This is a genomic window from Salinicola sp. JS01, from assembly GCF_030284585.1.
Lineage (GTDB): Bacteria > Pseudomonadota > Gammaproteobacteria > Pseudomonadales > Halomonadaceae > Salinicola.
In genome coordinates this window covers 4,173,308-4,199,568 of the sequence record NZ_CP127244.1, presented here as the reverse complement: position 1 = coordinate 4,199,568, position 26,261 = coordinate 4,173,308, and the positions used below count along the sequence as shown (strand labels likewise).

At 65.6% G+C, this 26,261-nt stretch carries 21 protein-coding genes; 10 read left to right on the top strand and 11 right to left on the bottom strand.

Features of this window, described 5'->3' with window-relative positions; translation table 11 throughout:
• Positions 1-23: 23 nt before the first annotated feature.
• From QO259_RS19140 to QO259_RS19115, 6 genes are all read right to left on the bottom strand, one after another.
• Positions 24-1,019, bottom strand: a complete 996-nt coding sequence (locus tag QO259_RS19140) for a 2-hydroxyacid dehydrogenase (RefSeq protein WP_285951214.1) — start codon at positions 1,017-1,019, stop codon at positions 24-26.
• Positions 1,020-1,265: 246 nt separating this feature from the next.
• Positions 1,266-2,300, bottom strand: coding sequence for a glycosyl transferase family 90 (locus QO259_RS19135; protein WP_285951213.1), 1,035 nt, complete (start codon positions 2,298-2,300; stop codon positions 1,266-1,268).
• Positions 2,301-2,400: 100 nt separating this feature from the next.
• Complete coding sequence (waaA, locus tag QO259_RS19130) at positions 2,401-3,684, bottom strand: lipid IV(A) 3-deoxy-D-manno-octulosonic acid transferase (protein ID WP_285951212.1); 1,284 nt, start codon at positions 3,682-3,684, stop codon at positions 2,401-2,403.
• Between the two features lie 6 nt (positions 3,685-3,690).
• Positions 3,691-5,121: a bifunctional D-glycero-beta-D-manno-heptose-7-phosphate kinase/D-glycero-beta-D-manno-heptose 1-phosphate adenylyltransferase HldE gene (gene hldE, locus QO259_RS19125; RefSeq protein WP_285951211.1), complete on the bottom strand. Its 1,431-nt coding sequence runs from the start codon at positions 5,119-5,121 to the stop codon at positions 3,691-3,693.
• A complete protein-coding gene (locus tag QO259_RS19120; RefSeq protein WP_285951210.1) occupies positions 5,118-6,266 on the bottom strand; it encodes a glycosyltransferase family 9 protein in 1,149 nt (382 codons plus the stop codon). The genes hldE and QO259_RS19120 overlap by 4 nt, the downstream gene beginning before the upstream one ends.
• A 129-nt stretch (positions 6,267-6,395) precedes the next feature.
• On the bottom strand, positions 6,396-7,415 hold the full coding sequence (locus tag QO259_RS19115; RefSeq protein ID WP_285951209.1) for a capsular polysaccharide synthesis protein: 1,020 nt from the start codon (positions 7,413-7,415) through the stop codon (positions 6,396-6,398).
• Positions 7,416-7,546: 131 nt separating this feature from the next.
• Here QO259_RS19115 and QO259_RS19110 point away from each other — a divergent pair, with 131 nt between their 5' ends.
• A complete protein-coding gene (locus tag QO259_RS19110; RefSeq protein ID WP_207036488.1) occupies positions 7,547-8,740 on the top strand; it encodes a glycosyltransferase family 4 protein in 1,194 nt (397 codons plus the stop codon).
• 58 nt (positions 8,741-8,798) lie between these two features.
• Here QO259_RS19110 and QO259_RS19105 read toward each other — a convergent pair whose 3' ends face one another.
• Complete coding sequence (locus QO259_RS19105) at positions 8,799-9,950, bottom strand: glycosyltransferase family 4 protein (protein WP_285951208.1); 1,152 nt, start codon at positions 9,948-9,950, stop codon at positions 8,799-8,801.
• 198 nt (positions 9,951-10,148) lie between these two features.
• Between QO259_RS19105 and QO259_RS19100 the strand changes: the two genes are divergently transcribed.
• From QO259_RS19100 to QO259_RS19070, 7 genes are all read left to right on the top strand, one after another.
• Complete coding sequence (locus QO259_RS19100; protein ID WP_285951207.1) at positions 10,149-10,898, top strand: 3-deoxy-D-manno-octulosonic acid kinase; 750 nt, start codon at positions 10,149-10,151, stop codon at positions 10,896-10,898.
• 6 nt (positions 10,899-10,904) lie between these two features.
• On the top strand, positions 10,905-12,746 hold the full coding sequence (locus QO259_RS19095) for a DUF3413 domain-containing protein (protein ID WP_285951206.1): 1,842 nt from the start codon (positions 10,905-10,907) through the stop codon (positions 12,744-12,746).
• A 69-nt stretch (positions 12,747-12,815) separates the two neighbouring features.
• Positions 12,816-13,604, top strand: a complete 789-nt coding sequence (locus QO259_RS19090; RefSeq protein WP_207036496.1) for a glycosyltransferase family 2 protein — start codon at positions 12,816-12,818, stop codon at positions 13,602-13,604.
• A 4-nt stretch (positions 13,605-13,608) separates the two neighbouring features.
• Positions 13,609-14,682 (top strand): glycosyltransferase, encoded by a 1,074-nt coding sequence (locus QO259_RS19085; protein ID WP_285951205.1) that lies wholly within the window; start codon positions 13,609-13,611, stop codon positions 14,680-14,682.
• Positions 14,683-14,778: 96 nt separating this feature from the next.
• Positions 14,779-15,765, top strand: coding sequence for an NAD-dependent epimerase (locus QO259_RS19080; RefSeq protein WP_285951204.1), 987 nt, complete (start codon positions 14,779-14,781; stop codon positions 15,763-15,765).
• A 117-nt stretch (positions 15,766-15,882) separates the two neighbouring features.
• A complete protein-coding gene (gene ddlA / locus QO259_RS19075; protein WP_285951203.1) occupies positions 15,883-16,980 on the top strand; it encodes a D-alanine--D-alanine ligase in 1,098 nt (365 codons plus the stop codon).
• A gap of 174 nt (positions 16,981-17,154) precedes the next feature.
• On the top strand, positions 17,155-18,699 hold the full coding sequence (locus QO259_RS19070; RefSeq protein ID WP_285951202.1) for a sulfatase-like hydrolase/transferase: 1,545 nt from the start codon (positions 17,155-17,157) through the stop codon (positions 18,697-18,699).
• Here the strand turns inward: QO259_RS19070 and QO259_RS19065 are convergent.
• From QO259_RS19065 to rfaD, 4 genes are all read right to left on the bottom strand, one after another.
• Positions 18,696-19,511, bottom strand: coding sequence for a hypothetical protein (locus tag QO259_RS19065; protein WP_207036503.1), 816 nt, complete (start codon positions 19,509-19,511; stop codon positions 18,696-18,698). The two genes, QO259_RS19070 and QO259_RS19065, sit on opposite strands and share 4 nt — an antisense overlap.
• 392 nt (positions 19,512-19,903) lie before the next feature.
• Complete coding sequence (locus QO259_RS19060; protein WP_207036505.1) at positions 19,904-21,052, bottom strand: glycosyltransferase; 1,149 nt, start codon at positions 21,050-21,052, stop codon at positions 19,904-19,906.
• Positions 21,053-21,095: 43 nt separating this feature from the next.
• Positions 21,096-22,112, bottom strand: coding sequence for a lipopolysaccharide heptosyltransferase II (gene waaF / locus QO259_RS19055; RefSeq protein WP_285951201.1), 1,017 nt, complete (start codon positions 22,110-22,112; stop codon positions 21,096-21,098).
• Positions 22,105-23,076 carry an ADP-glyceromanno-heptose 6-epimerase gene (gene rfaD / locus QO259_RS19050; RefSeq protein ID WP_285951200.1) on the bottom strand — a complete coding sequence of 324 codons (972 nt, stop codon included), beginning with the start codon at positions 23,074-23,076 and terminating at the stop codon, positions 22,105-22,107. The genes waaF and rfaD overlap by 8 nt, the downstream gene beginning before the upstream one ends.
• 147 nt (positions 23,077-23,223) lie before the next feature.
• On the opposite strand from rfaD, the gene glyQ reads away from it, so the two are divergent.
• Complete coding sequence (gene glyQ / locus QO259_RS19045) at positions 23,224-24,186, top strand: glycine--tRNA ligase subunit alpha (protein WP_285951199.1); 963 nt, start codon at positions 23,224-23,226, stop codon at positions 24,184-24,186.
• Positions 24,187-24,188: 2 nt separating this feature from the next.
• Positions 24,189-26,255 (top strand): glycine--tRNA ligase subunit beta, encoded by a 2,067-nt coding sequence (gene glyS / locus QO259_RS19040; protein WP_285951198.1) that lies wholly within the window; start codon positions 24,189-24,191, stop codon positions 26,253-26,255.
• Positions 26,256-26,261 lie beyond the last annotated feature (6 nt).

Here is a 26,261-nt window from a genome sequence, read left to right as displayed (position 1 = left end):
TGTAAACACCCCCTGAGACCGAATCAGAGCCGATTGGGGCAAGCCAGGTCGCGGGCGTAGGCGACCAGGTTGGCGCAGGTGACCTGCGCGATCTCGTCCAGCGCCTCGGCGGTGAAGAAACCCTGATGGCCGGTGATCAGCACATTGGGGAAGCTGGCCAGGCGGGCGAAGACGTCGTCTTCGATGATCTCCGCCGAGTGGTCGTGGAAGAACAGCTCGCTCTCCTGCTCGTAGACGTCGATCGCCAGCGCGCCGAGCTGGCGCGACTTCAGCGCATCGATCACCGCCGGGGTGTCGATCAGCGCGCCGCGCGAGGTGTTGACCAGCATGGCGCCGGGCTTCATGCCCGCCAGCGCGGCGGCGTCGATCAGATGGTGGGTCGCCTCGTTCAGCGGGCAGTGCAGCGAGACGATGTCCGCGCGTGACAGCAGCGCCGCCAGCGGCACGTTCTCGCCGTAGGCTTCGAAGGCGGCCGCAGGCGCGGGATCGTAACCCAGCACCTCGCAGCCCAGCCCGTGCAGGATTCGCGCCATGGCCAGGCCGATGCGGCCACTGCCGACCACCCCGGCGGTCTTGCCATGCAGGGTCACCCCGAGCAGCCCATCGAGGGCGAAATTGCCCTCGCGCACCCGGTTGTAGGCGCGATGGGTCTTGCGGTTGAGCGTCATGATCATGGCCAGCGCGTGTTCGGCCACCGCCTCCGGCGAGTAGGCCGGCACCCGCGCCACGAACAGGCCGAGCCGCCGGGCGGCCTCCAGGTCGACGTTATTGAAGCCGGCACAGCGCAGTACCACGGCGCCTACACCCTGGGCTGCCAGGGCCTCGAGCACGGCCGCTTCGAGGGAGTCGTTGACGAACACGCAGACGGCGTCACTGCCCGCCGCCAGCGCCACCGTCTGCCGGGTCAGGGCGACGGGCTGGTAGTGCCACTCGATCCCGGCGTCGGCGAAGCGGGTGGCGCCGACCTCGTCGAGAAAGCGACGGTCGTAGGACTGGGCACTGTAGACGGTGACTCGCATGGCAACGCTCGCACGGCAATCGAAGAGCCCCTATCGTAATCGATCCCCAGGGCCTCACCAGTGACAGGACGCCGCAACCCGTGGCTCGACCGCTCACCTCAATGCCACTCACCTCAATGCCATTCACCTCATCGCCACTCAGCCTACTGCCATTCACCCCACTGCCGCGCATCCACCGTCCGGGCCATAGCTGCGCCTGACCCAAGCGCCACTCCTTTCCCCTGACCGAGCATGATCGCCGGGCGGTTACGATCGCGACCTGAACGCGCTCGCCGGTCGGCACGCCCAGTTGTTCCAGGCTGGACTCGCCACCCTCGACGCCGCGGGGTCGAGCTGACCCGAGAGCGCCAGATACTTGTGCATCACCAATAGCCCCAGCAGCAGCTCCTGACGCGGATCGCGAAACTGGGCGACATGGGCGTTGGCGCGGCGCACGATCGCCTCGGCCTCGGCGGGATGGGCATCGTAGTAGGCCATCTGGGCTTCCATGTCGCTGCAGTCCTCCTTCAGCGGCACATAGTGCACGTAGGGTTCGAGCGTTCCCTCCATGAACCAGGTCTCGAAGCGCGGCGGCGGCATGAAACAGAGCGAGTTGGAGGCCAGAATCCACTTGAGGTTGGTGGCCACGTCCTTGCCTTCGAGGCTCAGCACGTAGCGATAGCGCAGCTGTTCGCGGATCGACAGGTAGGGTCGATAGTCGCGCTGATCACGGCGCTTGGCATGGCTCTGGCCGATATCCATGCGCGGATGGTCGCAGAACTCACGCAGCACTGCGGCGCGATGCGCGTGGAAGCACTTGCCCCGCCACACCACGCCCGAACGCTTGTCGCGAAACGCCAGACGATCGTCGACGAACTGGAAATGACGCACACTGTTGAGCTTGAGCAGCACGCCGTTGGCGTTGCTGGGCGGCGTGGCGCGACAGATCGGGCGGCTCTTAACCAGCGTGGGCCGCTCCGGCACCCAGGTGACGTCGCCAAAGCGGTAAGCAAAGCGGTGCTGCGGGGCGAAGTGGCGCACGATCTGCTTGGCATCGAGATAGTAGGCGCCGCGCCGCTCGTAGCGGAAGTCGCCGACGGCGACCGCACCTTCGCCGGGATCGAACGCCTCCTCCAGGCGGTTGTAGTAGTCGACGCGCGCGGCGAGCCGCTGCCACTCGGCTTCGGGGAGTTGTTCCATCCACTGTATCAGGCGCCGGCGGTAGTACGCATCGGGGATCAGCAGGCGCGCAACACCCGCGGTATAGAAGCGCAGCTTGCGGCTCTTGAAGCGGATATCCATCGGCGGTCACCGGTCGTGATTCCTGGTCGGGGACGATTGTCGGGGTCGGGCATGACAAGCGTTTGACAGGTATCACGGCGCGGTGCCAGCGTGCCTGGCGTCAGCTATCGCCGGTGGCGGTATCCAAAAGATACGTGGCGAGATGCTGGCGCGTGGCGGCGAGCGCGCCGCGGTTGGCCGCGACCACCTGGCGGCCGGCAGCACCCAGCCGCTCGCGCCGCGGGGCATCGTCGAGCAGTGCCGCCACCGTCTGCCCCAGAGCCTCGCCATCGGCGACCTCGCAGCGCGCCTCGTGCTCGGCCAGGGTATCGGCGATCTCGCGCAGGTTGTCGAGGTGGGGCCCGCTCACCACGGCCACGCCGAGGGCGGCCGGCTCGAGCAGGTTGTGGCCGCCGATCGTCACCAGCGAGCCGCCGACGAAGGCAACATCGGCGCAGCCGTAGAGCTTGATCAGATCGCCCATGGTGTCGCCCAGCAGCAGCGTGGTTTCGGCGTCCACCCGAGCGCCGGCGCTGAGCCGCACCAGGCGCTCGCCGGCGGCCTCGCACAGCTCAGCCACGGCCTCGAAGCGCTGGGGATGACGCGGCACCAGGATCAGCAGCGAATCGGGAAGCTGGCGCCGCACCCGAGCGTGGGCGGCGAGCACCTGTTCATCCTCGCCGGGATGGGTGGAGCCGGCGATCCAGACCGGTCGCGGCCCCCAGCGCTGGCGCAGACGCCGGCTGGCCGCCAGCACGCTCTCGTCGACATTGAGATCGAACTTGAGCGCGCCGGTCATCGCCACCGCCTCGGGACGCGCCCCAAGGGCCCGGAAGCGCTCGGCATCGCTTTGCGACTTCGCCCCGACCCAGTCGAGCGGCGCGAGCATGCCGCGACACAGCGCGCCGAGACGCCGATAGAGGCGAAAGGCACCGGGGCTGAGGCGCGCGTTGGCCACCACCACCGGTATGTCGCGACGGTAGCAGGCCGCCAGCAGGTTGGGCCACAGCTCGGTCTCGGCGATGATCGTCAGGCGCGGATTGATGCGCGCGACGAAGCGCCGGGTCGCCCCGGGAAAATCGAGCGGCAGGAAGTGGTGGCGCACGCGGTCGCCGAAGGTCTGCTGCAGCTGCCGGGCGCCGGTGGCGGTCATGGTGGTGACGATCAGAGCGTGATCGGGGTAGTCGTCGAGCAGGGCACGAATCAGCGGCGTCGCAGTGACCACCTCGCCGACCGAGGCTGCGTGCAGCCAGATACAGCGGCGCGCGCCCACCGCGGGCACATAGCCCAGCCGCTCGCGGCGCGGGTGAGTGGGCAACCACTCACGCCACACCCGCCACCAGATAAGCGGTGATAGCAGATAGAGCAGTAGCGAGTAGAGTCGCCGCGCCAGCCGGGGAGACATCGCCGCTCAGCGCTCGCGGTCGAGAATGGTATCGATCATGGTGGTGGTCGAGACGCCATCCTCGAATCCCAGCACGCGCACCTCACCGCCGTTGGCGATCACCGCCTCGCCGCCGGCGATCTGCTCGGGAAGGTAGTCGCCGCCCTTGACCAGCAGGTCGGGCAGCACCGCCTCGATCAGCCGCGCTGGCGTATCCTCGGCAAAGCCCACCACCCAGTCGACCGCAGCCAGCCCGGCCAGCACCTGGGCACGCCGCGCCAGGGTGTTGATCGGCCGCTTGGGACCCTTGAGCCGGGCCACCGAGGCGTCGTCGTTGACCGCCACGATCAGCCGGTCACCGAGCTTGCGCGCCTGCTCCAGATAAGCCACGTGGCCGGCATGGAGAATGTCGAAGCAGCCGTTGGTCATCACCACCTTCTCGCCGCGCGCCTGGGCCGCGCGCACCGCAGCGATCAGCGGCGCTTCGGCAATCACGCCGAACTCGGCCAGCTTGTCGCCGTGCAGTGCGGTGTAGAGCTCGGCCACCGAGAGCACCGCGGTGCCCGGCTTGGCCACCACCAGCCCGGCGGCCAGATTGGCCAGCATCACCGCTTCACCGAAACCGTGCCCGGCGGCCAGGGCCAGCCCCAGCACACCGATCACGGTGTCACCGGCGCCGGTGACGTCATAGACCTCGCGCGCATGGGTCGGCAGGTGCAGCGGCGCGTAGCCTTCGCGGATCAGCGTCATACCGCGCTCGCTGCGGGTCACCAGCAGCGCTTCCAGGGCCAGCTCGGCGCGCAGACGCTCGCCCTTCTCGGCCAGCTCAGCGTCATTGGCGCAGGGGCCGACGATCGCCTCGAACTCGCCCAGGTTGGGGGTGATCACGCTGGCGCCACGGTAGCGGGTGAAGTCGCTGCCCTTGGGGTCCACCAGCACCCGCTTGCCCGCCGCCCGCGCCGTGGCGATCAACTGCTCGACCCGGTTGAGGCTGCCCTTGCCGTAGTCGGAGAGAATCACCACATCGACCTCGGCCAGGGCCTGCTCGACCTGGGCATCGAGCGGCGCGGTATCGACGTTCCACAGCGGGCTCTCGAAGTCGAGCCGGATCAGCTGCTGATTGCGACTCATGACTCGCAGTTTGGTGATCGTGGGCACTTCGGGGCTACGCTGAAAGTAAGTGCTCACATTGGCAGCATCCAGCGCGCGTTCGAGACGCTCGGCGTTGTCATCATCGCCGACCACGCCGGCGAGACTCGCCCGCCCACCCAGCGCCGCAATGTTGAGCGCCACGTTGGCAGCCCCGCCCGGGCGATCGTCGGCCTCTTCCACCTTGACTACCGGCACCGGTGCCTCGGGCGAAATGCGCGACGTGCCGCCATGCCAGTAGCGGTCGAGCATCACGTCGCCGACCACCAGCAGGCGGGCGTGCTCGAGCTGGGAAAGATCGACTTTCATGCGTTGGGCTCCCTATCGTCCTGAGCCACCGGCCCCTGCTCGGGCCGATGAATCCCGCCATCATCCCGGTTCGTGGCAGTCTCCGCCAGCAGCCGATCCAGTTGCCCGACCACGTCGTCGAGGGTGATCAGGCTCATGGCATCGGCATGGCGCACGCGGGTGCCCCAGTTCACCGTCTCCGGGGTCTGGTGCAGATAGTGCGCCAGGGCATCGGGATAGCGGTCGACCACGTGGCGACGCCAGCAGTAAGGCGCGGCGCGATCCGGGTTGGTGGTGGCATAGAGCCCCAGGGTCGGTGTGCCCAGGGCGTTGGCCATGTGCACCGGGCCGGAGTCCGGCGCGATCACCGCGCGGGCGCGATCGAGCAGCGCCAGCAGGCCCTTGAGCGAGGTGCGGCCGATCGCATCGATGATCTCCACCTGCGGGCATAGGCGCCGAATCTGCTCGCCCATCTCGCGCTCCTGGGGGCTGCCGCCGCCGCTCAACACGCTGACCAGGCCGTGGCGCTCCCAGGCATGCGCGATCACCGCGGCATAGCCCTCGGCCGACCAGTTGCGGAAATTGCGCAGCCGCGGATTGGCGCACGGGCTGATCACCAGATAGGGCGCTTCACCGCTGAGGCGGGCGGCCTCGGTATAGGCGGCGTCGGGAATCGGCAGCGACCAGTCGAGCGAAGTGTCCTCGACCCCCAGCAGACGGGCGAAATCCATGAACGACTCGAGCACGTGGGCGCGCGGGTGCGGCGCCAGCTGGCGCTGGGTGAACCAGTGCTGCCAATCCTTGGCCCGCGCCTTGTCGTAGCCCACGCGCAGATCGCACTTCAGCCCCAGCGACAGCACGCTGGCCCGCAGCGCCTGCTGCATGTGCAGCAGCACATCGAAACGCGTACCGCGCAGTTGGCGCCAGATCCGGCGCATGCCGCCGAAACCGGTGGACTTGTCGTAGACCACGAACTCGACGCCGGAGAGCCCCTCGAGCAGCGCGTGCTCGGTCTTGCCCACGATCCAGGTGATACGCGCATCCGGCCACTGACGCTGCAGGGCACGCACCGTGGGCACCAGATTGCACACATCGCCCAGCGCCGACAGGCGCAGAATGGCGATATGGCGGGGCGAGCCTTGAGCGGGAAAAAGGGTGTGGGTCATTGATTTGTCGCGGGACGGAAAGCGTGGGAGGGATACTACACTGGGGCTGCCTCGATTTCATGTACTCGGCCCGCGCAGCGGGGCTCTCAGCGCGCACCTGGCGCCCCCGAGCTGAGCTGCGCGACCCTTTTATCGCGGTGTGATATCTCGACGTTCCATATCCGCCAGGGTCCGTTCCAGCCAGATCTTTCGACGCTGATAGGTTGCGGTGGATTGGTGAGCCTTTTTGTAGCTCTCCTTGGATACGACGAAGTTTCCCATCTCACCATGACTCTCACGATCGGCGTAGCGGTTGTCGGCTGCAAAGAAACGCGCTTTGCACGTTTCACTCCATCGCGTCTCCAAAGCGTCGTTGAAGCAGTATCCAGTGGCGAAATAGGGCACGAAACCATGGCGCTCGGCATCGCGGATGATCTGCACACCGATCGGGGCTGAACTACGCCCATCGATACCGACCTTCTGTAAGCATTTACGACTGTTGGATACATAGAGTGCCCTTGGTCTCTCACGAAAGAGGTGCGTCACCAGCAGATCGAAGACATGCTGAATGATAGGGTCGCCACGCTGCGCCGCGATGAACCAGACTTCTATTGGACGCGTGACGACTGCTTCCCGGCGAAAGGTGTAGAAGCCGAACTCACCGATGAGTAGGGGCATCCATGTCTCGAGAGGCTTCAGACAGAAAAGCGTTGCATCCGCCCAGACCCCGCCAAAGCGACTCAATAGATACAGTCGCAGGACATCGGCCTTAGTCGCCACCTTTAGGCGCACGCGACAGAGTTCAAAAGCAGCCATGAAATCGAACCCCAAGTGCGCCTCCAGCGTGTCATCGCTCAGCAGCCTGACCTCGTAATCTGGATTCATCACCTGCCAGGATCTTACGCTCAGCTGCACGACCTCGGGTGCCTGCTCCAACGGTGCATGCCAGTACATCCAGATGATTTTCGAACAAGCACCCGGACTTTCGCGTGTCTCGGCCGCGCTAAGAATGGCGCTTGCTGCCCGATGAGCATGCCTACCGGCCTGCGCCTTTCCAGAACCGCCAATGCCGTGAACGTAACAATAGCGCTTGTCCAGCCAGGCGCTATGTCGCCTCAGCCAGAAGCCCTTACGCTCGAAATTTCGACTCGCCAACCACTGATTCAGCATCGAAAACTCATTTGTCGCCTATCGATTTATCGTATGCAAAGACGCCTTTGACATACCGCGTGAAACCAGAGTGGTATTGCATCAGAGCCCCCTTTACACTCAGCTCTCTCATGCTCTGCGATCATCAAGATATGCCAGTTTCAGACGACACCGCCCCGACTATCGCACATCTCGTCAGCCTCAAGAATCTGGGCGGGGTCGAGCGCTATTTCGCACGCTTCTACCGTGCCTATGGGCATCGCCTGACACTGAGTATTCTTCTGCAGACGCAGGACATACATCCATTCATCCGTCCCTCGCTGGCAGATGCGACAGCCCGTATACACAGCATCAAAGGGCCCGGCCACTGGAGGCTACCCGAGCAGTTGGGTCTGCGCGGCGCCTATCAGCGCTCACTTGCCAAGCGGCTGACGCCCGATGCGGTCCTGGTCTGGAACAAGCTAGCGGGTAATCCCATGCCCCTGTTGGAAGGTCAGCGCGTCTTCCACTATGAGCACGGCACCGCCTGGACGGACCAGGAACCAGCGGCCGTCGCAAGCTATCTGGCTCGGATTCGCGGCCTGGTGGCAGTGTCTCGCGCGGCACAGCGCATGCTGGAGATCCGCTGGCAATTGCGGCAGGACCTGCCCGCCCTCGTTCTACACAATGCCATTGCGGTGCCCGAGCAGCAGACCGAGCACCCGGAAGGCCGCTTTCGGCTCGGGTTCGCGGGACGCCTGAAGGGCCTGAAGGCGCCGATGGTAGCACTGGAGACCTTCCGCTGCGTGCAGGCTCGCATCCCGCATGCCGAACTCTGGATTGCCGGGCAGGGGCCGCTGGAGGCCACGCTGCGCGAATGGACACGGCGCTGGGGACTAGAGGAGCGGGTCAAGTTCTGCGGCCTGATCGACGACATGGCCAGTTTCTATACCCATTTGGATGCATTCATCTGCCCGTCCTGGCGCGAGCCGTTCGGGCTGGTGGCACAAGAAGCAATTGCTTATGGCCTGCCGACCGTCGTCAGCAATGTCGATGGGCTGCCGGAAGCGATCATGGATGCTGGTTGCGGTGCCATCGTCGAGCCACGCCGTCCCAAGGCGAGCTTGAGCGTCTACGGCGATGCCTGTGCCGACGGCCCAGACCTGGTTTACTCTCCGGCGAAAGACGATCTGGTAACCGCAAGCGTCGTCGATCCAGAGGAAGCCGCAGAGCCACTGATCGCCTGGGCGCAAGATTCCAGGCTACGACGCGAGATTGGAGACCGGGCCCGAGAACGACTAGCCAGCCAGCAAAACCTTCAACGCTACGGTGACCAATTGATGGCCTTCCTGCGCCAGCACTGTTGAATCGCCCTATCGGCTGAACGCCATTGGCGTTAACGCCGACAGGCGCATGACAAGACGCTCATTTCACCGAGCCTCTGCTCTGCATCAGGGCCTCGAAAGAGCGCTTCAGCTTTTCCGTCTGTCGGCGATAGGAGTAAGCGCTCGCCAACTGCGAAAGCGACTCGCCTAAAGCGGTGCGGTCATCTTGCTCGATCAGCCGCTCAATCCGCTCCACCCAGCCTTGAGTATCTCGGCTATCGAGGATCAGATCGGAGTGCGACTCCTCGAGCAGCTCCGCCGCGCCGGTGGTGCGCGACAGCAGCACGGGTGTACCGCAGGCCATCGCTTCGAGCGAAACCCTGCCGAACTCTTCGATATGTGCCGGCAGCACGAATAGATCCAGCGCGCCATAGAGGGTCTCGACATCGCTGACCGTCGAGCGCCACTCGAAAGCGTCGGCGATGCCGGCGGCTGCGGCCTGCTGGCGGTAGGGAGCGGCATCGTCCTTCCCCACCACCAGAAAGCGACAACGCCCTGGCAGGCGCTGTGTCAGCGCCGTCGCCATCTCGACGAAGCCCGCCACGTTGCGCTTGGTGAAATTACCAGAGGTGATCAAGCCGATCAGGAAGGTGTCGTCATGAGCGCCGAGCGCTTGGCGCCGGGCATGGCGATCTTCGCGCGCACGTTCGATATTGAATGTCTCGGGATCGTAACCGGGATAGCTGATCTCTATCTTGGCGGCGTCGATGCCGTAGCGCGCTTGAAAATCCTCCGCCATCAGGCGCGAGTTGACCGCCACCTGGCGAAACTGGCCGCCGCTGAGCACGTGATCATGGATCGCCGCGACCTCGTGTCCAGCCGGCAGTTCGCGCCCATGAATCAGGCGGCTGGCGAGATGCACGCAGTTGTGCATGTAGACCGTATCCGGCGTCTCGACGTCGCCGTGGCTCACCAGCAGCGCTGGACGCTGACGACGACACCAGGCCTGCACCCGGCGATTGAACCAGAAGCGCCGGAAAGGCCCTTTCAGCGGCCAGCGCCATAGGCGAACCAGCTCGGCACCGAAGTGCTCGGCCAGCGCAGGGCGGCCACGCTCGGCCAGAATGACCACGCGGTAGCCCAGGCCCCCCAGGGCGACCGCCTGCTCGAAGGCGTTGCGACTGGCGCCAGTGCTCTTCTCCACCTGGCGAATGGCAATGACCGCCAAGGGCTTGTGTGAATCGCGGGTCACGAGGCTTCCTCATGGATGAAAACGGATAACAACGAACGTCGAGTGCAACGCTATGCGCGGCAGGTGCCTGCGCCGGGCCACGCAGCGCGCCTATGCGCCCACCTTCCGGCACGGGTACAATGCCGCGCGAACAGTGGACGGCGCCTGGCCGTCAGTCAAACCGCCGGCTGAACATGGCGGCGCCAACAGGACCCGGCCATGGCCCTTGCGACCTATCATCACCGCGGCACCCACATCTTATACGATCCGGCCCGCCTCGCTCAGCCCGATCATGCGCTGCTGCCAACTCCAGGCCCGGATTGGCTGAGCCCCGCCGCGTGGCGTGCCAAGGGCCTAGTGGTGGGCTCGGCACCCGGCCGCGGCGCGAGTCAGTTCCTGCAGGTGGAAGACCAAGCCTGGGTACTGCGCCCCTATCGGCGCGGCGGCATGGTCGCCCGCCTCAGCGAGCAGCGCTACCTCTGGCAGGGTCTGGAGCGCACCCGGGCCTTCCGCGAGCTGCGCCTGACCCTGGCGCTCTACGAGCGCGGCCTGCCGGTACCGGCCCCAGTGGCCGCACTGGTCTGCCGCCAGGGACCCACCTACCGTGCGGCCCTGCTGACCCAGCGCCTGGCCCACTCGCGCGCGCTGGCCGACTGCCTGGATCCAGACGCGACCGAGCTGCTGCATGAGGTGGGGCGAGTCACTCGGCGCTTCCACGACGTTGGCCTCGACCATGTCGATCTCAACGCGCGTAACCTGCTGATATCGACCGACCCGGTTTCAGGCCACGACAAGGTGTGGATGATAGATTTCGACCGCTGCCGTCTGCGCCCGGCCGGAGCCTGGCAGCAGCGCAACCTGGCACGTCTGGAACGCTCCCTGGCGCGCTTTTCCCCCGCGAACGCCAGCGCCCTCTTCGCCGCCATCCGCGATGGCTATCACGGCGCCAACGTTTCTGATCAAGGTTAGAGCCCCATGCACGACACTCTGAGACGCCGCTGGCGTACCACACTGGTCTTCGCCCTGCTGCAGCTACCGTTGGTGTGGCTGATCGCCCTGCGCTATACCCCCTATCTGGCCCTGCCGCACGATGCCATGGGCATCGCCTATCTGGTCCTGACCTGGGTCGGACACTTCGGCATGCTGGTGCTGCTCGGCTGGTTGCCGCTGGGCGTGCTGGCGCTGGTGCTCAGGTCACGCTGGCTATGGCTGCCGGCCACACTGCTGGGCGCGCTGGGACTGTGTGCGCTGCTGCTCGATACGGTGGTCTACGCCCAGTACCGTTTTCACGTGAACCTGTTCATGGTGTCGCTGTTCTTGAACGACAAGAATGGCGAGATCTTCGACTTCACCACCTCCACCTGGCTGGTGGTCGGTGCCTGCGTCTTCGTGGCACTAGCACTGGAAGCTTGGCTCGCCCGCCGGGTGATCATCGGCGATCGCGCGCGCCGCCTGCCCAAGGGCCTGATCTGCGGCGTGATTCTGCTGACACTGATCGGCAGCCACGTCGTACACCTGATCGCGGATGCTCGCTACATGCGCAGCGTCACCCAGCAGGTGGGCATCTACCCGCTGCTGTTCCCGGCCACCGCCAAGGACTTCATGGAGAAGCATGGCTGGCTCGACCCGCGTGCGGCGCGCGCCGAGCGCGCCGACATCGACGGCAAGCAGGCGCAGAATCTCGACTGGCCCAAGCACCCGCTGAGCTGCCAGGCAGACTCGCCGCCCAACGTGCTGGTGGTGCTGATCGACTCCTGGCGCGCCGATGAATATGGCCCCGAAAATACGCCCAATCTCTACGCCGCGCTCGACGCCGACGGCCGACGCTATCTCGATCACTTCAGCGGCGGCAACGCCACCCGCAACGGCACCATGAGCCTGTTCTATGGCCTGACCGGCAACTACTACGCCTATCTGGACAATACACAGACCCCGGCGCTGTTGATCACGCAGATGCAGAAGCAGGGCTACGCCATGGGTATCTTCGCCTCGGCCAGCCTCAACGGTATCGGTTTCGATCGCACCATCTTCTCCTCGATCGACTCGCTGCGTCTGCGCACCGAAGGGCCGACGCCTGCCGCGCGCGATCGCCAGATGACCGACGACTGGCTGGCCTGGCTGTCGCAGCAGGAGCAGTCAGACACGCAGCCGTGGTTCGGCATGCTGTTCTACGACGCCCCCCACGGCTACGACGTGCCGGCGGACGCAGCACAGCCTTATCAGCCTTCGGTCCAGGATATGAACTATCTGAAGCTGGGGCCGGATACCGACCCGACGCCCTACTTCAATCGCCACCGCAATGCCGTGCACTACGACGACACCCTGCTCGGCGAGGTGATCGACGATCTCAAGGCCAAGGGTGAGTGGGACAATACCCTGCTGGTAGTCACCGCCGATCACGGCCAGTCGTTCAACGATTTCGGCAAGAACTACTGGGGCCACAACAGCAACTTCGCCGCCCCCCAGACCCACGTGCCGATGATCGTGCACGGCCCTGGCGTCGACCCCGGCACGGTCGACGGCATGACCAGTCACCTCGATGTGGCACCGATGCTGATGCGCCATGCCCTCGACTGCACCAACCCGCTCTCCGACTATGCCCAGGGCGTAGACCTGCTTACCCCGGGTATCGATCAACCCTGGGTTCAGGCCAGTAGCTATCTGGATTACGGCATCATCGAGCCGTCACGGATCACCGTGATCGACGGTGCCGGCCAGTGGCAGATTCTCGACCACCGCCTCGACCCGATTCCCGGCGCAGAGTTCTCGCCCGCGGTTTTTCAGGCGATGCAGACTTTCCGTCAGTTCTATCGCTAGGGCATCGACGGCTACAATGGACGCCGCCCAGCCCCGGGCGCGCGTCCATCGATGACTCAGGATACAGCCATGGCTAATATCAGCGGCGTGGTGATCACGCTCAACGAAGCGGACAACATCGAAGCCTGCCTGGCCTCGCTGGGACGCGTGTGCCAGGAGCTGATCGTGGTCGACTCCGGCTCGCACGATGCCACCGTGGCCCTGGCCGAGGCCTGCGGCGCACGTGTCATCAGTCAGCCCTATCTGGGTGACGGCCCACAGAAGAACGTCGGCCCGGCGGCCGCCAGCCATCGCTGGGTGCTGTCACTGGACGCCGACGAGCGTCTCACCGACGCGGCGGTGGCCAAGATCGGCGCACTCGATCTCGAGAACACGCCGCACGACGCCTTCGCCCTGCGCCGGCGCAACTTCATCGGCAGCCGCTGGGTGAAGCGCTGTGGCTGGTACCCGGACTACTGCCTGCGACTCTACGATCGCCAGCGCTGCGCCTTCTCCGACTCGCGTCAGCACGCCTCGGTGCAGGCACGCCAGCCGCACCGGCTCGATGCCGATCTCGAGCACTACTCCTTCGCCAACCTGGGCGAGCTGTTCGGCAAGGCCAGCGGGCGCTTCTCCAACCGCGCCGCCAAGATCATGTATCTGAAGGGCAAGCGCGCCAACGCCGGCTCGCCGGCGCTGCACGGTGCCAACGCCTTCATGCGTAAATACCTGTTCCAGGGCGGCATACTGGGCGGGCTGGACGGCCTCTCGGTCTCACTCTCCGCGGCAGTCAACGCCTATCTCAAGTACGCCAAGCTGCTCGAACTCCAGCGCGACGCCCGGGTGCGCGACACCGAAGATTTCGACAAGGTGTGGTGAACGCATGCCGGCCGCTCCCCTGCATATCCGTCACGTCAATCTGGCCCGCGGCTTTCGTGGCGGCGAGCGTCAGACGCTGCTGCTGATCGAGGCACTGGCAAAGCTCGGCCAGGGCATCACCCAGAGCTTGGTATGCCGGCGCGATTCACCGCTGCGTACCCAGTTGACCACTCCGGAGGTGCAGCTGATCGATGCCGATCACGCCCTGGCCGGACACCTGCGTGGGCCGCGCCCCAGTCTGGTCCACGCCCACGAGGCCAAGGCGGTGCACTGGGCCTGGCTCGAGCGGCGCCTGCGCGGTACACCCTATCTGCTCACCCGACGCGTGCCCCAGCCGGTCAAGGACAAGCCCTTCAACCGCCTGACCTATGGTGCTGCGGCCCGCGCCGTGGCGATCTCCTCGGTGATCGAGACCCACCTGCGCCAGCGCGCTTGGTGCCCGGTCGAGCGTATCCCCAGCGTACTTTCCGGTCAGCCCAGCGACCCGGCGAAGGTGGCGGCGCTGCGCCAGCGTTTCGCCGGTCACCCGGTGATCGGCCACATCGGCGCGCTGGTCGACCGCCACAAGGGCCAGCGGGTCCTGCTCGATGCCGCCCGCCGCCTGCGCGAGAGCCACCCCGAGGTGCGCTTCCTGCTGCTCGGCGAGGGCGAAGATGGGGCGGCACTCGCGGCCGAGAGCCGGGATCTAGACAACGTGATCTGGGAAGGTTTTCAGCCCAACGTCGGCGACTATCTCGAGATCATGACGCTATTCGCCTTCCCTTCACGCAACGAAGGCCTGGGCTCGACGCTGCTCGACGCCATGGATCATGGTGTACCCATCGTGGCCAGCCGGGTCGACGGCATCCCGGATCTGATCGAGGATGGCGTAAGCGGCCTGCTAGTGCCGCCCGCCGACGGCGCCGCCCTGAGCGCGGCGCTGGCACGGCTGCTCGACGATCCGCCACGCCGCCGAGCGCTGGCCGCGGCCGCCCGTGCGCGTTTGGCGGCCTTCACGCCCGAGGCCATGGGGGCGTCCTACCTGGCTTGCTACCGCAGTATCCTCGACGAGCACGAGCCAAAGTCGCCCGGTAACTGACGGCAGGCCGGCCGGGGCATGCTCGGGCTCGCTGCCACCAATAGAATAATGAGCGGACGGCGGGCACCACAAACCGCCAGCACCAAAGACAAGACCATGAAACTACTCATCACCGGCATGGCCGGTTTCATCGGCCACGCCGTGGCCAGTCAGCTGGCCCCGCGCGGGATCGAGATCGTCGGCATCGACAATCTCAACGACTACTACGACGTGGGGCTCAAGCGCGCGCGCCTCGCCGATCTCGAACCCTATGCCAACGTGCGTTTCGTCGCCTGCGATCTGACCGATCGCGACGGCATGCAGGCGCTGTTCGCGCGCGAACGCTTCACCCGGGTGATCCATCTGGCTGCCCAGGCCGGCGTGCGCTATTCGCTCGAGAATCCCCACGCCTACACCGACAGCAATGTAACTGGCCACCTCAACGTGCTCGAGTGCTGCGCGCATCACGCCATCGAGCACCTGGTCTACGCCTCCTCCAGCTCGGTCTACGGCATGAATCCCAAGGTGCCGTTCTCGACCCAGGACAGCGTCGATCAGCCGATCAGCCTCTATGCGGCCACCAAGAAGGCCAACGAGCTGATGGCCTATACCTACGCCCACCTGCATCGTCTACCGGTGACGGGGCTGCGCTTCTTCACCGTCTACGGCCCCTGGGGGCGACCCGACATGGCGCCGTTCAAGTTCACCCGGGCGCTGCTGGCGGGCGAACCGATTCAGGTCTTCAACCACGGTGACATGCAGCGTGACTTCACCTATATCGACGACATCGTGGCCGGAGTGACACGCATTCTAGAGGTGATACCGCCGGCAGGTAGCCTCGACGGCGGCGAACGCCCGCCCTACGCGCTCTATAACATCGGTCACGGCAGTCCGGTGGCGCTGATGGATTTTATTCACGCCCTCGAGAAGGCGACCGGTCGCCAGGCACGCTGCGACTTCCAACCGATGCAGCCGGGCGACGTGCCGCGCACCTGGGCGGACACCGAAGCCTTCTTCGCCGCCACCGGCTACCGCCCCCGAATCGGCGTGGAGGAAGGCGTGGCACGCTTCGTCGACTGGTATCGGCGCTTCTATCGCGTCTGACATCATCAGGCACCGCTGCCATGGTCACCCCGGGCAGCGCAATGGACGGCGACGTGGCATCATGGCGCGCAGGATGGCGCCCCAGGCGCTCACCAGATCTATCAGCGGAGCGGTGGCATGAGCAAAATTCGGGTCGGGGTGATCTGCGGCGGCAAGTCGGCGGAGCACGAAGTCTCTCTGCAGTCGGCGAAGAACATCGTCGACGCGCTGGACCGCGAGCGCTTCGCGGTGAGCGTCATCGGTATCGACAAGCAGGGGCAGTGGCATCTCAATTCGGCCGATGACTTCCTGCGCCATGCCGATGATCCGCGGCGTATCGCACTCAACCCATCGTCGGGCGATCTCGCCCTGGTCCCGGGCCGCCCCAGCTCACAGCTGATCGCCGCTGACGACGCGCGCCAGCTCCTCGACCAGCTCGATGTGATCTTCCCCATCGTCCACGGCACCCTGGGCGAAGATGGCTCGCTGCAGGGGCTGCTGCGCATGGCCAACTTGGCGTTCGTCGGCTCCGGCGTACTCGGCTCCGCCGTGGGTATGGACAAGGACGTGGCCAAGCGGCTGCTGCGCGATGCCGGCATTCCTGTTGCGCCCTTCGTCACTTACACCCGTCACAGCGCCCGCGAAGCGAACTTCGAGGCCCTGCGCGAGACCCTGGGCACGCCGCTGTTCGTCAAGCCCGCCAACCAGGGCTCCTCGGTCGGCGTCAGCCGGGTCGAGAGTGCCGCGGCGTTCACCGAGGCCCTGGAGCTGGCTCTGGCGTTCGACCACAAGGTGCTGGTCGAGGCCGCCATCGACGGCCGCGAGATCGAATGCGCGGTGCTCGGCAATGAACACCCCGAGGCCAGCGTCTGCGGTGAGATCGTGGTATCCCAGGGTTTCTACTCCTACGACACCAAGTATATCGACGACGGCGCGACCATCGCCGTGCCGGCAGACATCGAAGAGGCGGCGAGCGAGCGTATCCGAGCGCTCGCGGTGCGCGCCTTCCAGGTGCTGGAGTGCGCCGGCCTGGCCCGGGTGGATGTCTTCCTGACGCCGGCGGGCGAGGTGGTGATCAACGAGATCAATACCCTGCCGGGCTTCACCCGTATCAGCATGTACCCCAAGCTGTGGCAGGCGAGCGGGTTGACCTATCCCGCCCTGGTGACGCGCTTGATCGAACTGGCACTGGCGCGTCACGCCGCCGATGGGGAATTGCGTAGCTCGCGCGACTGAGATTTTTTGCGCAAAGTCGGCGAGGAAGCCGGTCACCGAACGGTCATGATAAAGTCATCCTGACCCGCCGCGAGCCGGCACGCTCGAGCAACGGCACTCAGGCGGTACCCGGGATGGGTGCCGCGCCTCAGCAGACGTTCACGGATCGAAAACGTCATGACTCTCTCCCGCAATATGCGACGTTGGTTTGTACTCACTTACATCGGACTCTGCATCGGCTATGCGGTCATGGTGATGTGGGTACTGCCCTGGTGGACCCCGGCGCTGATCGCGCTGGCATGGCTGGTACCGGCCCATCGCTTCGGCTGGGGCGCCCCCGAGCAACGTGCCGCGCGGCGCCGGGCGTGGCCCTGGTCGCTGCTGCCGCTGGCTCTGTGGTGGGTCTATATCTATCTCGACGACAGCTTCGGCAAGCTCGATCTCGGCGCGGTGATCTTCCACCTCCAGGCCGGCATCGAGGAGAACGGCAGCACCGACCGCCAGATCGCCGGCGCAATCTACACCCTCGCCGCCATCCTCATGCTGGTATGCGTGACCTGGCTAGTGCGCGCAGACCACCGCTGGCGCCTGTGGGAGCGCGTGCTGAGTCTGTTTCTGCTCGCTTTCAATCCGCTACTATTCGGACTCTCGCTGCGTGGCGCCTCGGTGATCGACGATAACGCCTCGTGGCTCGCCGATCGCTATCGTCCGCCGCAGATCGTCTCCGCTCCAAAGCAGCCACCCAATCTGATCTATCTCTATCTGGAGAGCACCGAGCGCACCTATGCCGATACCCAGCGCTTCGGTAACGCCTATGAAGACCTGGCCGCGCTGGGCCGACGCGGCGTGGTCTTCCACGGCGTTCAGCAGCTCGACAACACCGGCTGGACCATGGCCGGCATGGTTGCCAGCCAGTGCGGCGTCCCGCTGATGCCGGCGGGGCTGATGCACGACAACCAGTTCGAGCCGCTCTCCGACGTGCTTCCCGGCGTCGACTGCCTGGGCGACCTGCTCAAGGCCAGAGGCTACGCGCTGACCTTCATGGGTGGCGCCAGCACCAAGTTCGCCGGCAAGGCGAAGTTCTATCGCGGCCACGGCTTCGATACCGTGCTGGGCAAGGACGAGCTGCTGGATCGGGCCCCCAAGGACTATCTCAACGACTGGGGGCTCTATGACGACACCCTGCTGGGCCTGGCCGAGGCGCGCATCCGCCGCCTGCACGACGCCCACAAGCCCTACGCCTTCTTCGGTCTGACCCTGGCTGCGCATCCGCCGTTCGGCCATCCGTCGCAAACCTGCCGCGACAATCAGGGGCCGTTCGACGGCACCGACATTCTCTATTCGGTGAAGTGTACCGGCTGGCTGGTCAAGAACTTCATCGCGCGGCTCGATGCCGATGGTTTGCTCGACAACACGCTGGTGGTGGTGTCCAGCGATCACCTGTCGATGAAGAACTCGGCCTGGGAGCAGCTGATCGCGGGGCCGCGTGAGGACACCCTGATCCTGTTGGGCAAGCACCAACGCCCTCGTATCGTCGAGCGCCAGGCCAGTATGGTCGACGTCCTGCCGACGGTGCTCGAGGCGATGGGTTTTGGCATACCCGACCATCGCGCCGGCCTGGGTGTCTCGCTGCTGTCGCCACAACCAACGCTGGTCGAGCGCTACTCGCTGGAGGAGCTGAACCGACGCATGCGCAGCGAAAATCGGCTGCAGGAAGAGCTATGGAACGGCGTCAACTAGCACGCCGTTCTGTCGCGTTGCTCTTGATGCCCTTCGCCGCTGGCATGCGCCCGCTCCTCTCCACAAAGCGCCCAAGAGGCGGCACGCATGGGTGATGGACACGCCGTCGGCCGCTGCCTGCGCGGCGCCGGCCAACTGAAGGGCTCCTCGCGACGGGTTGGATCCAGATCACCCGGCTCACGCGCCGGCAGGCACCCTGGCAGCGCCGCGGCGACCCGGGCCAGCGCCTGTTCGCCCCGCGCGCCCTGGACCACACGCGCCCACCACTGGCGATGGACGGCGCGCACCACCACCGGAATCGACGGCAGGCCCAGCCGCTGAGCCATTGCCAGCCGGTGCAACCCGCGATTGATCTTGAGCAGCGTACCGTCACGGGTCACCGCCACTCCCAGCGCATCCTTGCCCAGGCTGGCATCGAAGCCATGGGTAGCCATATGGTCGAGATAGCCCAGGTAGGTGCGCAGATAGGCCAGGATCTTCTCTTCGGAGTCGAGCACCAGGCCTTGGCTGCGCGAGCGCCAGGGATTTCCCGCCGCCAGCCGAGAGCGATACTGGCGAAAGCGTTCGGTGCGGGTGAGATCGTCGCGGTTCTCATCCAGATCGCTGATGAAGCGATAGCGCGAACCGAAGCGCAGGTCTCCCCGGCTACGGTCCCAATCGCCATCCCAGATGAACGCGGACGACGGATTCTTCTTGCCGCCCACGCCCGCGGCGTTGCGATCGCGAATCAGCTGACGCGGATCGATCTCGACCACCAGCGCAGCGCTCAGTCGCGCATCGACCACCCGGCGTGGCAGGCCTCGCCGGGCCACAAGGTCACCGCCCGGCCAACCCCGTTGCCAGTAGCTGAAGAGAGCGGTTTCCAACGGCCGCACGACGCCCTGCTGGACGGCACCACGCAGCCGTATCACCCTGCGTGTGTGGGGCCCTTGATCCGCTCGCTTCGACGCGCTCGAGCACGCTCGCCCGGACCCATAGCAAGAGTCCTGTGTCTCGGCTATCGGCGCTGGGGAGCAGGAGATACGGCACATGGCTAACTCGAGAGGTAGATTGCAGCGGTTTCATGAGGTGCTGCTCAGAAAAACAATAGCACCCTAATAAGGATGCTATTAAATTACACTCAGGATAGCAGGTCGCGCATTATAGTCCAGGCGTTATCGTTGGTAACACGATAGTGACATAGCCTCATCAATGGTGTGGTCCATCAGGGCGTGGTGGGCAGATCCAGAAACTGCTGCATGATGCGGGTATCACGATAGCGCTCGACCAGCTCCGGGTCGCTCGCCAGATCGGGCGGCTGGCTCAGGCCTTCGCGAATCTTCTGCGCCAGACTAGCAACACTTTCATCGGCGATCAGACGTGCCTGATCGTGTACGAGCACGTTGCGCACTCCGCCGGGGCAGCCGATCGCCGCACAGGGTGTACCGCAGATCAGGCTCTCCGCCAGCACGATACCGAAGGCTTCGCTGTGCGAGCTCAGGACGAACAGTCGAGCGTGTTTCATCCACGGATAAGGATTGGTCTGGCTGCCCACGAAGTGAACGCGCTGGCGCAGCCCCAATTCGTCGACGAGCGCCTCGAGCTCTGGCCGCTTGGCGCCGTCACCGACGATGACCAGATCCTCTTCGATCTGCGCTTCACGATAGGCACGGATCAGCCAATCCTGCCGCTTGACCCGAGAAAGCCGAGATACATGTACGATGAAGGATCGCGATGGTAGTTCGATCGGCGCCTCCGCCTGACGTCGTACGCTCTCGATATCACACAGATTGGGGATGATCACGCTGTGCGCTGGCGTGATGCCATGGCGCTGCCACAGGACCTCGAGCTGCCGGGCCACGAAGTCGCTAACGCTGATCACCCGCTTGCCTTGATAGAGGCACGCCAGATAGCGCCCTCTCAACCAGCCGCGGTGCTCTCCCGGCCACGACTCGGTGACCTGCCATAGCCGCGGATCGCGCCACGACCAGGCGGTTTCGAAAGCTCCCTGGCCCCGAATCACGATCAGATCCAGGCGGCCACATTCACGCTCCAGGCGCTGTACGAAACGCTTCAGATAGCGCCCGCCATACCAGCCACGCCAGACGAAACCCGACCCCGGCAGCAGCGGCTTGAGCAGTGCCCGGGTGAAAAGATCGTAGAGCAGGCCGATACCGGTTCTGCGGAAGTCCTTGTCGAAGTCGACCCGATGTACCACGACACCGGGCGCCGGCTCCAGCTCATGGCCGCCCTTGAGTACGAGCACGTGCACCTCGTGCCCCTCGCGAACCAGCACACTGGCCAGATCCAGGGTGGCACGCTCGATGCCACCGATCTTGAGCTTGCGTAACACCAGCAGCACGCGCTGAGACATGGGTCATCACTCCTGGAAGCCGTCGTCGGCGGCGACTCGGGGGTCACTGCATCGCCCGCAGCACCAGCGACGGCGTCAGCTGACGCAGGCAGTCGTGGTGGCCCAGCGGACAGGTACGCTGGAAGCAGGGCGAACAGGAGAGCGCCAGATAGTGGATCTGGGCATCATCGCTCAGCGGCGGCGTGTAGGCCGGCGAAGAAGAGCCGTAGAGCGCCTGGATACGCGTGCCGACCGCGGCGGCGACGTGCATCAGCCCGGAGTCGTTGGTGACCACCTGCTCGCAGGCCGCGAGCAGGTCCACCGCATCGGCGAGACGGGTCTTGCCGCACAGGTTGCGGGCGTGTTCGAGCCCGTCGACGATCGTCTCCCCGGCCTCGACATCCTTGGGGCCACCGAGTATCCACACCGTGTAGCCCTGGCTGATCAGCGTCTGGGCCAGCTCACGGAAGTAGGCCAGCGGCCACTGCTTGGCCGGGCCGTACTCGGCCCCCGGCATCATGCCGATGGCCGGGCGCGTGCCGAGGTCCAGCGTTTCGCACAGGCTCGCCTGGCGTTCGGCGTCGACGCGCAGTCGCGGATGCGGCAGGGGGAAGTCGCCCTGCGCCGCGGTCTGCGCGTCGAGGCCCAGCGCCACGAAGCGTTTGACGGTCTGATCGAGCACGCTTTTGTCGAGCTGGCGACGATCGTTGATCAGCCAGTAGCGCTGCTCGCCGGTGAAGCCGGTGCGCTTGGGGATACGTGCCAGAAACGGCACCAGCGCCGACTTCAGCGAACGCGGCAGCACGATGGCGTGATCGAAGCGGCCCTGGAGTTGGCGCGCGAGTTCGCGGCGGGTACTCCAGCCGAATTCACCGTGCTTTACATCGAGGGCAATGGCCTCATCGACCTCCGGCATGCGCTCGAGAATCGGCAGCGACCACCCCGGCGCCACCACCCCCAGCATGGCGCCGGGATGGCGCTGCTTGAGAGTGATGAACAGACTCTGCGCCATGACCATGTCGCCGACCCATGACGGGCCGACGACGAGGATCCGCGGCGCGCGGCTTACTGTCTCAGCCATTCAGCCATTCCAGATAGGCCGTGACGCCCTCGCGCACGGTCTTGAACTCGCCACTGTAGCCCGCCTCGCGCAGGCGCCCGATATCGGCCCGGGTGTAGCTCTGATAGCGCCCCTTGAGCTCATCGGGGAAGTCGATGTACTCGATCTCGCCCTGGGCCCCGCCATGGCGTGCATGAAAGTCGATAACCGTCTCGGCGATCGCCTTGAACGGCTCGGCGCGCCCGGTGCCCAGATTGAAGATGCCCGAGACCTCGGGGTTGTCGAGGAACCACAGGTTGACGTCGACCACGTCGCCCACATAGACGAAGTCGCGGCTCTGCATGCCGGCCTCGAAACCATCCCAGGCGCCGAAGAGTTTCGGATTCTCGCCACGCTGGACCTGGTTGTGATGGTGAAAGGCGACACTCGCCATCTTGCCCTTGTGCTGCTCGCGCGGGCCGTAGACGTTAAAGTAGCGAAAGCCCACCACCTGGGTCTCGAAGCTGTCCCAGCGCGCACGCACGTACTGATCGAACAGCAGCTTGGAGTAGCCGTAGACGTTGAGCGGCTTCTCGTGCTCCGGCGCCTCGACGAACACCTCGCTGCCGCCATAGGTCGCCGCCGAGGAGGCATAAAGAAACGGGATGCGCTTGGCCTGACAGTAGCGCAGCAGCGTCTTGGAGTACTCGAAGTTGTTCTCGAGCATGAAGCGCCCGTCCCACTCGGTGGTATCCGAGCAGGCGCCTTCATGGAAGATCGCCTCGATCGGCGGCAGGCCACCGATCTCGCCGCGCAGTTCGGCCTGGACCCGAGCCAGGAAGTCGTCCTTGTCGAGATAGTCGCCCAGCGTGCAGTCGGCCAGATTGACGAACTTGGTGCCATCGCTGAGGTCATCGACCACCATCACGTCCTGGCGACCGCGCGCGTTGAGTGCCTTGACCAGATTGGCCCCGATGAAGCCGGCCCCGCCGGTGACTACGATCATGTCGCTATCCTCTCTGTCTCGACTCGGCCATGCCGACAGCGGCCCGGGGATATCGCCCGCGGTCGATTGCTGCCGGTGCCTATAACCGATTGAGTGCTAATTGTATACTTGGCGGCTTACGAATTCATGGGCAACGGTACGCAGTCAATGACAGAGTCGACGGCAGATGCGAAAACCTTTCAGGGGCTGATCCTCGCCCTACAGCAATACTGGGCGGAACACGGCTGCGTCGTGCTGCAGCCGCTCGATATGGAAGTGGGCGCCGGCACCTTCCACCCGGCCACCTTTCTGCGCTCGATCGGTCCGGAGAGCTGGAACGCCGCCTACGTCCAGCCTTCGCGCCGCCCCACCGACGGGCGCTATGGCGAGAACCCCAACCGCCTGCAGCACTACTATCAGTTCCAGGTGGTGATGAAGCCTTCGCCGGCAGACTTCCAGGCGCTCTATCTCGGCTCGCTCGAGCGTCTGGGCATCGACCCCAAGGTCCACGACATCCGCTTCGTCGAGGACAACTGGGAGTCGCCGACACTGGGGGCCTGGGGCCTGGGCTGGGAGATCTGGCTCAACGGCATGGAGGTGACCCAGTTCACCTACTTCCAGCAGGCCGGTGGCCTGGAGTGCTATCCGGTCACCGGCGAGCTGACCTACGGTCTCGAGCGCATCGCCATGTACCTGCAGGACGTCGACAGCGTCTACGACCTGGTGTGGACGATCGCCCCGGATGGCACCCGCGTGACCTACGGCGACGTCTATCTGCAGAACGAGCGCGAGCAGTCGGCCTACAACTTCGAGCACGCCGACGTGCCCTACCTGTTCGAGGCCTTCGACCACTGCGAGGGCGAGTGCAACAAGCTGCTCGCGGCCAATCTGCCGCTGCCCGCCTACGAGCAGGTCCTCAAGGCCTCGCACACTTTCAATCTGCTGGACGCCCGCCACGCCATCTCGGTGACCGAGCGTCAGCGCTATATCCTGCGCGTGCGCACGCTGGCGCGGGACGTGGCCCACGCCTACTACGCCTCGCGTGAGGCGGCCGGCTTCCCGCTGGCACCGGAAGCGCTGCGGCGCGACCTGCTGGCGCAGACATCGCAAACCACTCAGGGAGACGCATGAGCATGGCAGCCAACACCCTACTGATCGAACTGGGCGTCGAGGAGCTGCCACCTGGGGCCCTGCGCGATCTCGCCCAGGCCCTGCGTGACGGCGTGACCAAGGGGCTCGCCGAGGCCGAAGTGCCCATGGCCAGCGCCACCGCTCTGGCCTCTCCCCGCCGCCTCGCCGTGCGCGTCGAAGCGCTCGCCGACAAGCAGCCCGATCGTGAGGTCGAGAAGCGCGGCCCGGCCCTCGCCGCCGCCTTCAAGGATGGCCAGCCGACCAAAGCAGCCGAGGGCTTTGCCCGCTCCTGCGGTGTGAGCGTCGACGAGCTGATCCACCTGGAGACCGACAAGGGCACCTGGCTCGGCTACCGCGAGCAGCAGCAGGGCGAGTCCATCGACGCCCTGCTCCCAGCCATCGTCGCCAACGCGGTCAACGCCCTGCCGGTGCCCAAGAACATGCGCTGGGGCGCCTCGCGCATCGAGTTCTCGCGCCCGGTGCACTGGCTGGTGCTGCTCTACGGCGATCGCGTCATCGATGCCGAGGTGCTCGGCCTGCACGCCGGACGCGCCACCCGCGGCCACCGCTTCCATGCCCCCGAGGCTTTCGACCTGGCCCACGCCGACGACTACCAGGCGGCGCTGGAGAACGCCTATGTACTGGTCGACATGGACCGCCGGCGCACGCGCATTCGCGAGCAGGTGCTGGCGGAGGCCGAGGTCCACGATGGGCAGGCAGTCATCGATGATGCCCTGCTCGAAGAGGTCAACGGCCTAGTGGAATGGCCGGTGGCGCTGACCGGAAGCTTCGACGAGCGCTTCCTCGAGGTCCCCGCGGAGTGCCTGATCTCCTCGATGAAGGCCAATCAGAAGTACTTCCACCTGCTCGATGAAAACGGCAAGCTCATGCCGCAGTTCATCACCGTGGCCAATATCGAAAGCGAAGATCCGCAGCAGGTGATCTACGGCAACGAGAAAGTGATTCGCCCGCGCCTGGCCGATGCCGTCTTCTTCTTCGAGACCGATCGCAAGCAGACGCTGGCCTCACGCCAAGCCTCACTGGCCAACGTGGTGTTCCAGCGCGAGCTCGGCAGCCTAGCCGACAAGGCGGCACGCAGCGAGGTGGTGGCGCGCTTCATCGCCGAGAAGATCGGTGGCGACAGCAGCGCCGCGGCGCGCGCGGCCCAGTTGGCCAAATGCGACCTGGTCACCGAGATGGTGCTCGAGTTCCCCGAGCTCCAGGGCATCATGGGCACCTACTACGCCCGTCACGATGGCGAACCCGATGCGGTCGCCGATGCGCTGCACGAGCAGTACCTGCCGCGTTTCGCCGGCGACGAGATTCCGCGTACGCCGACCGGCATGGCGATCGCCCTGGCCGATCGTCTGGATACGCTCACCGGCATCTTCGGTATCGGCCAGCGCCCTACCGGGGCCAAAGACCCGTTCGCCCTGCGCCGCGCCACCATCGGTGTGCTCAACATCCTGATCAAGGGCGAGCTGGACCTGGACCTGCGCGAGCTGCTCGAACTCGCCGCCTCCCAGCACCGCGACCTGCCCAAGGCGGACGGCCTGGTAGATGACGTCCTCACCTACATGCTCGATCGCTTCCGCGCCTGGGCTCAGGACGAAGGTCTGCCCGTGGATGTCTACCTTGCCGTACGCGCACGCCCGGTGACGCGTCCGCTCGACTTCGCCCGTCGCCTGCGCGCGGTGCATCGCTTCGAGCAGCGCGAGGAAGCCGCCGCCCTGGCGGCCGCCAACAAGCGCGTGGCCAACATCCTCTCCAAGCAGCAGCACCATGCCGGCGCCGAGATCGACGCTTCGTTGTTGAGAGAAGAAGCGGAAATCGCCCTGGCGCGTGCCGTTACCGACTGCCGCGATCAGGTGGAGCCGCTGTTCCGTCAGGCCGACTACGCCCAGGCGCTGGATATTCTGGCCACGCTGCGCGCGCCGGTGGATCGCTTCTTCGACGAGGTCATGGTGGCGGTCGATGACGACGCCGTGCGCACCAACCGCCTGGCACTCCTGGCCAGCCTGCAAGGGCTGTTCCTCGCCGTGGCGGACATCTCCGAGCTGCAGCAGTAACGTTTC

What these genes read in the sequence shown, in the direction of transcription:
- QO259_RS19140 (WP_285951214.1), bottom strand. Translation starts at nt 1,019, where the DNA reads ATGCGAGTCACCGTCTACAGTGCCCAGTCCTACGACCGTCGCTTTCTC.
- QO259_RS19135 (WP_285951213.1), bottom strand. Translation starts at nt 2,300, where the DNA reads ATGGATATCCGCTTCAAGAGCCGCAAGCTGCGCTTCTATACCGCGGGT.
- waaA (WP_285951212.1), bottom strand. Translation starts at nt 3,684, where the DNA reads ATGTCTCCCCGGCTGGCGCGGCGACTCTACTCGCTACTGCTCTATCTG.
- hldE (WP_285951211.1), bottom strand. Translation starts at nt 5,121, where the DNA reads ATGAAAGTCGATCTTTCCCAGCTCGAGCACGCCCGCCTGCTGGTGGTC.
- QO259_RS19120 (WP_285951210.1), bottom strand. Translation starts at nt 6,266, where the DNA reads ATGACCCACACCCTTTTTCCCGCTCAAGGCTCGCCCCGCCATATCGCC.
- QO259_RS19115 (WP_285951209.1), bottom strand. Translation starts at nt 7,415, where the DNA reads ATGCTGAATCAGTGGTTGGCGAGTCGAAATTTCGAGCGTAAGGGCTTC.
- QO259_RS19110 (WP_207036488.1), top strand. Translation starts at nt 7,547, where the DNA reads ATGCCAGTTTCAGACGACACCGCCCCGACTATCGCACATCTCGTCAGC.
- QO259_RS19100 (WP_285951207.1), top strand. Translation starts at nt 10,149, where the DNA reads ATGGCCCTTGCGACCTATCATCACCGCGGCACCCACATCTTATACGAT.
- QO259_RS19095 (WP_285951206.1), top strand. Translation starts at nt 10,905, where the DNA reads ATGCACGACACTCTGAGACGCCGCTGGCGTACCACACTGGTCTTCGCC.
- QO259_RS19090 (WP_207036496.1), top strand. Translation starts at nt 12,816, where the DNA reads ATGGCTAATATCAGCGGCGTGGTGATCACGCTCAACGAAGCGGACAAC.
- QO259_RS19085 (WP_285951205.1), top strand. Translation starts at nt 13,609, where the DNA reads ATGCCGGCCGCTCCCCTGCATATCCGTCACGTCAATCTGGCCCGCGGC.
- QO259_RS19080 (WP_285951204.1), top strand. Translation starts at nt 14,779, where the DNA reads ATGAAACTACTCATCACCGGCATGGCCGGTTTCATCGGCCACGCCGTG.
- ddlA (WP_285951203.1), top strand. Translation starts at nt 15,883, where the DNA reads ATGAGCAAAATTCGGGTCGGGGTGATCTGCGGCGGCAAGTCGGCGGAG.
- QO259_RS19070 (WP_285951202.1), top strand. Translation starts at nt 17,155, where the DNA reads ATGCGACGTTGGTTTGTACTCACTTACATCGGACTCTGCATCGGCTAT.
- QO259_RS19060 (WP_207036505.1), bottom strand. Translation starts at nt 21,052, where the DNA reads ATGTCTCAGCGCGTGCTGCTGGTGTTACGCAAGCTCAAGATCGGTGGC.
- waaF (WP_285951201.1), bottom strand. Translation starts at nt 22,112, where the DNA reads ATGGCTGAGACAGTAAGCCGCGCGCCGCGGATCCTCGTCGTCGGCCCG.
- rfaD (WP_285951200.1), bottom strand. Translation starts at nt 23,076, where the DNA reads ATGATCGTAGTCACCGGCGGGGCCGGCTTCATCGGGGCCAATCTGGTC.
- glyQ (WP_285951199.1), top strand. Translation starts at nt 23,224, where the DNA reads ATGACAGAGTCGACGGCAGATGCGAAAACCTTTCAGGGGCTGATCCTC.
- glyS (WP_285951198.1), top strand. Translation starts at nt 24,189, where the DNA reads ATGGCAGCCAACACCCTACTGATCGAACTGGGCGTCGAGGAGCTGCCA.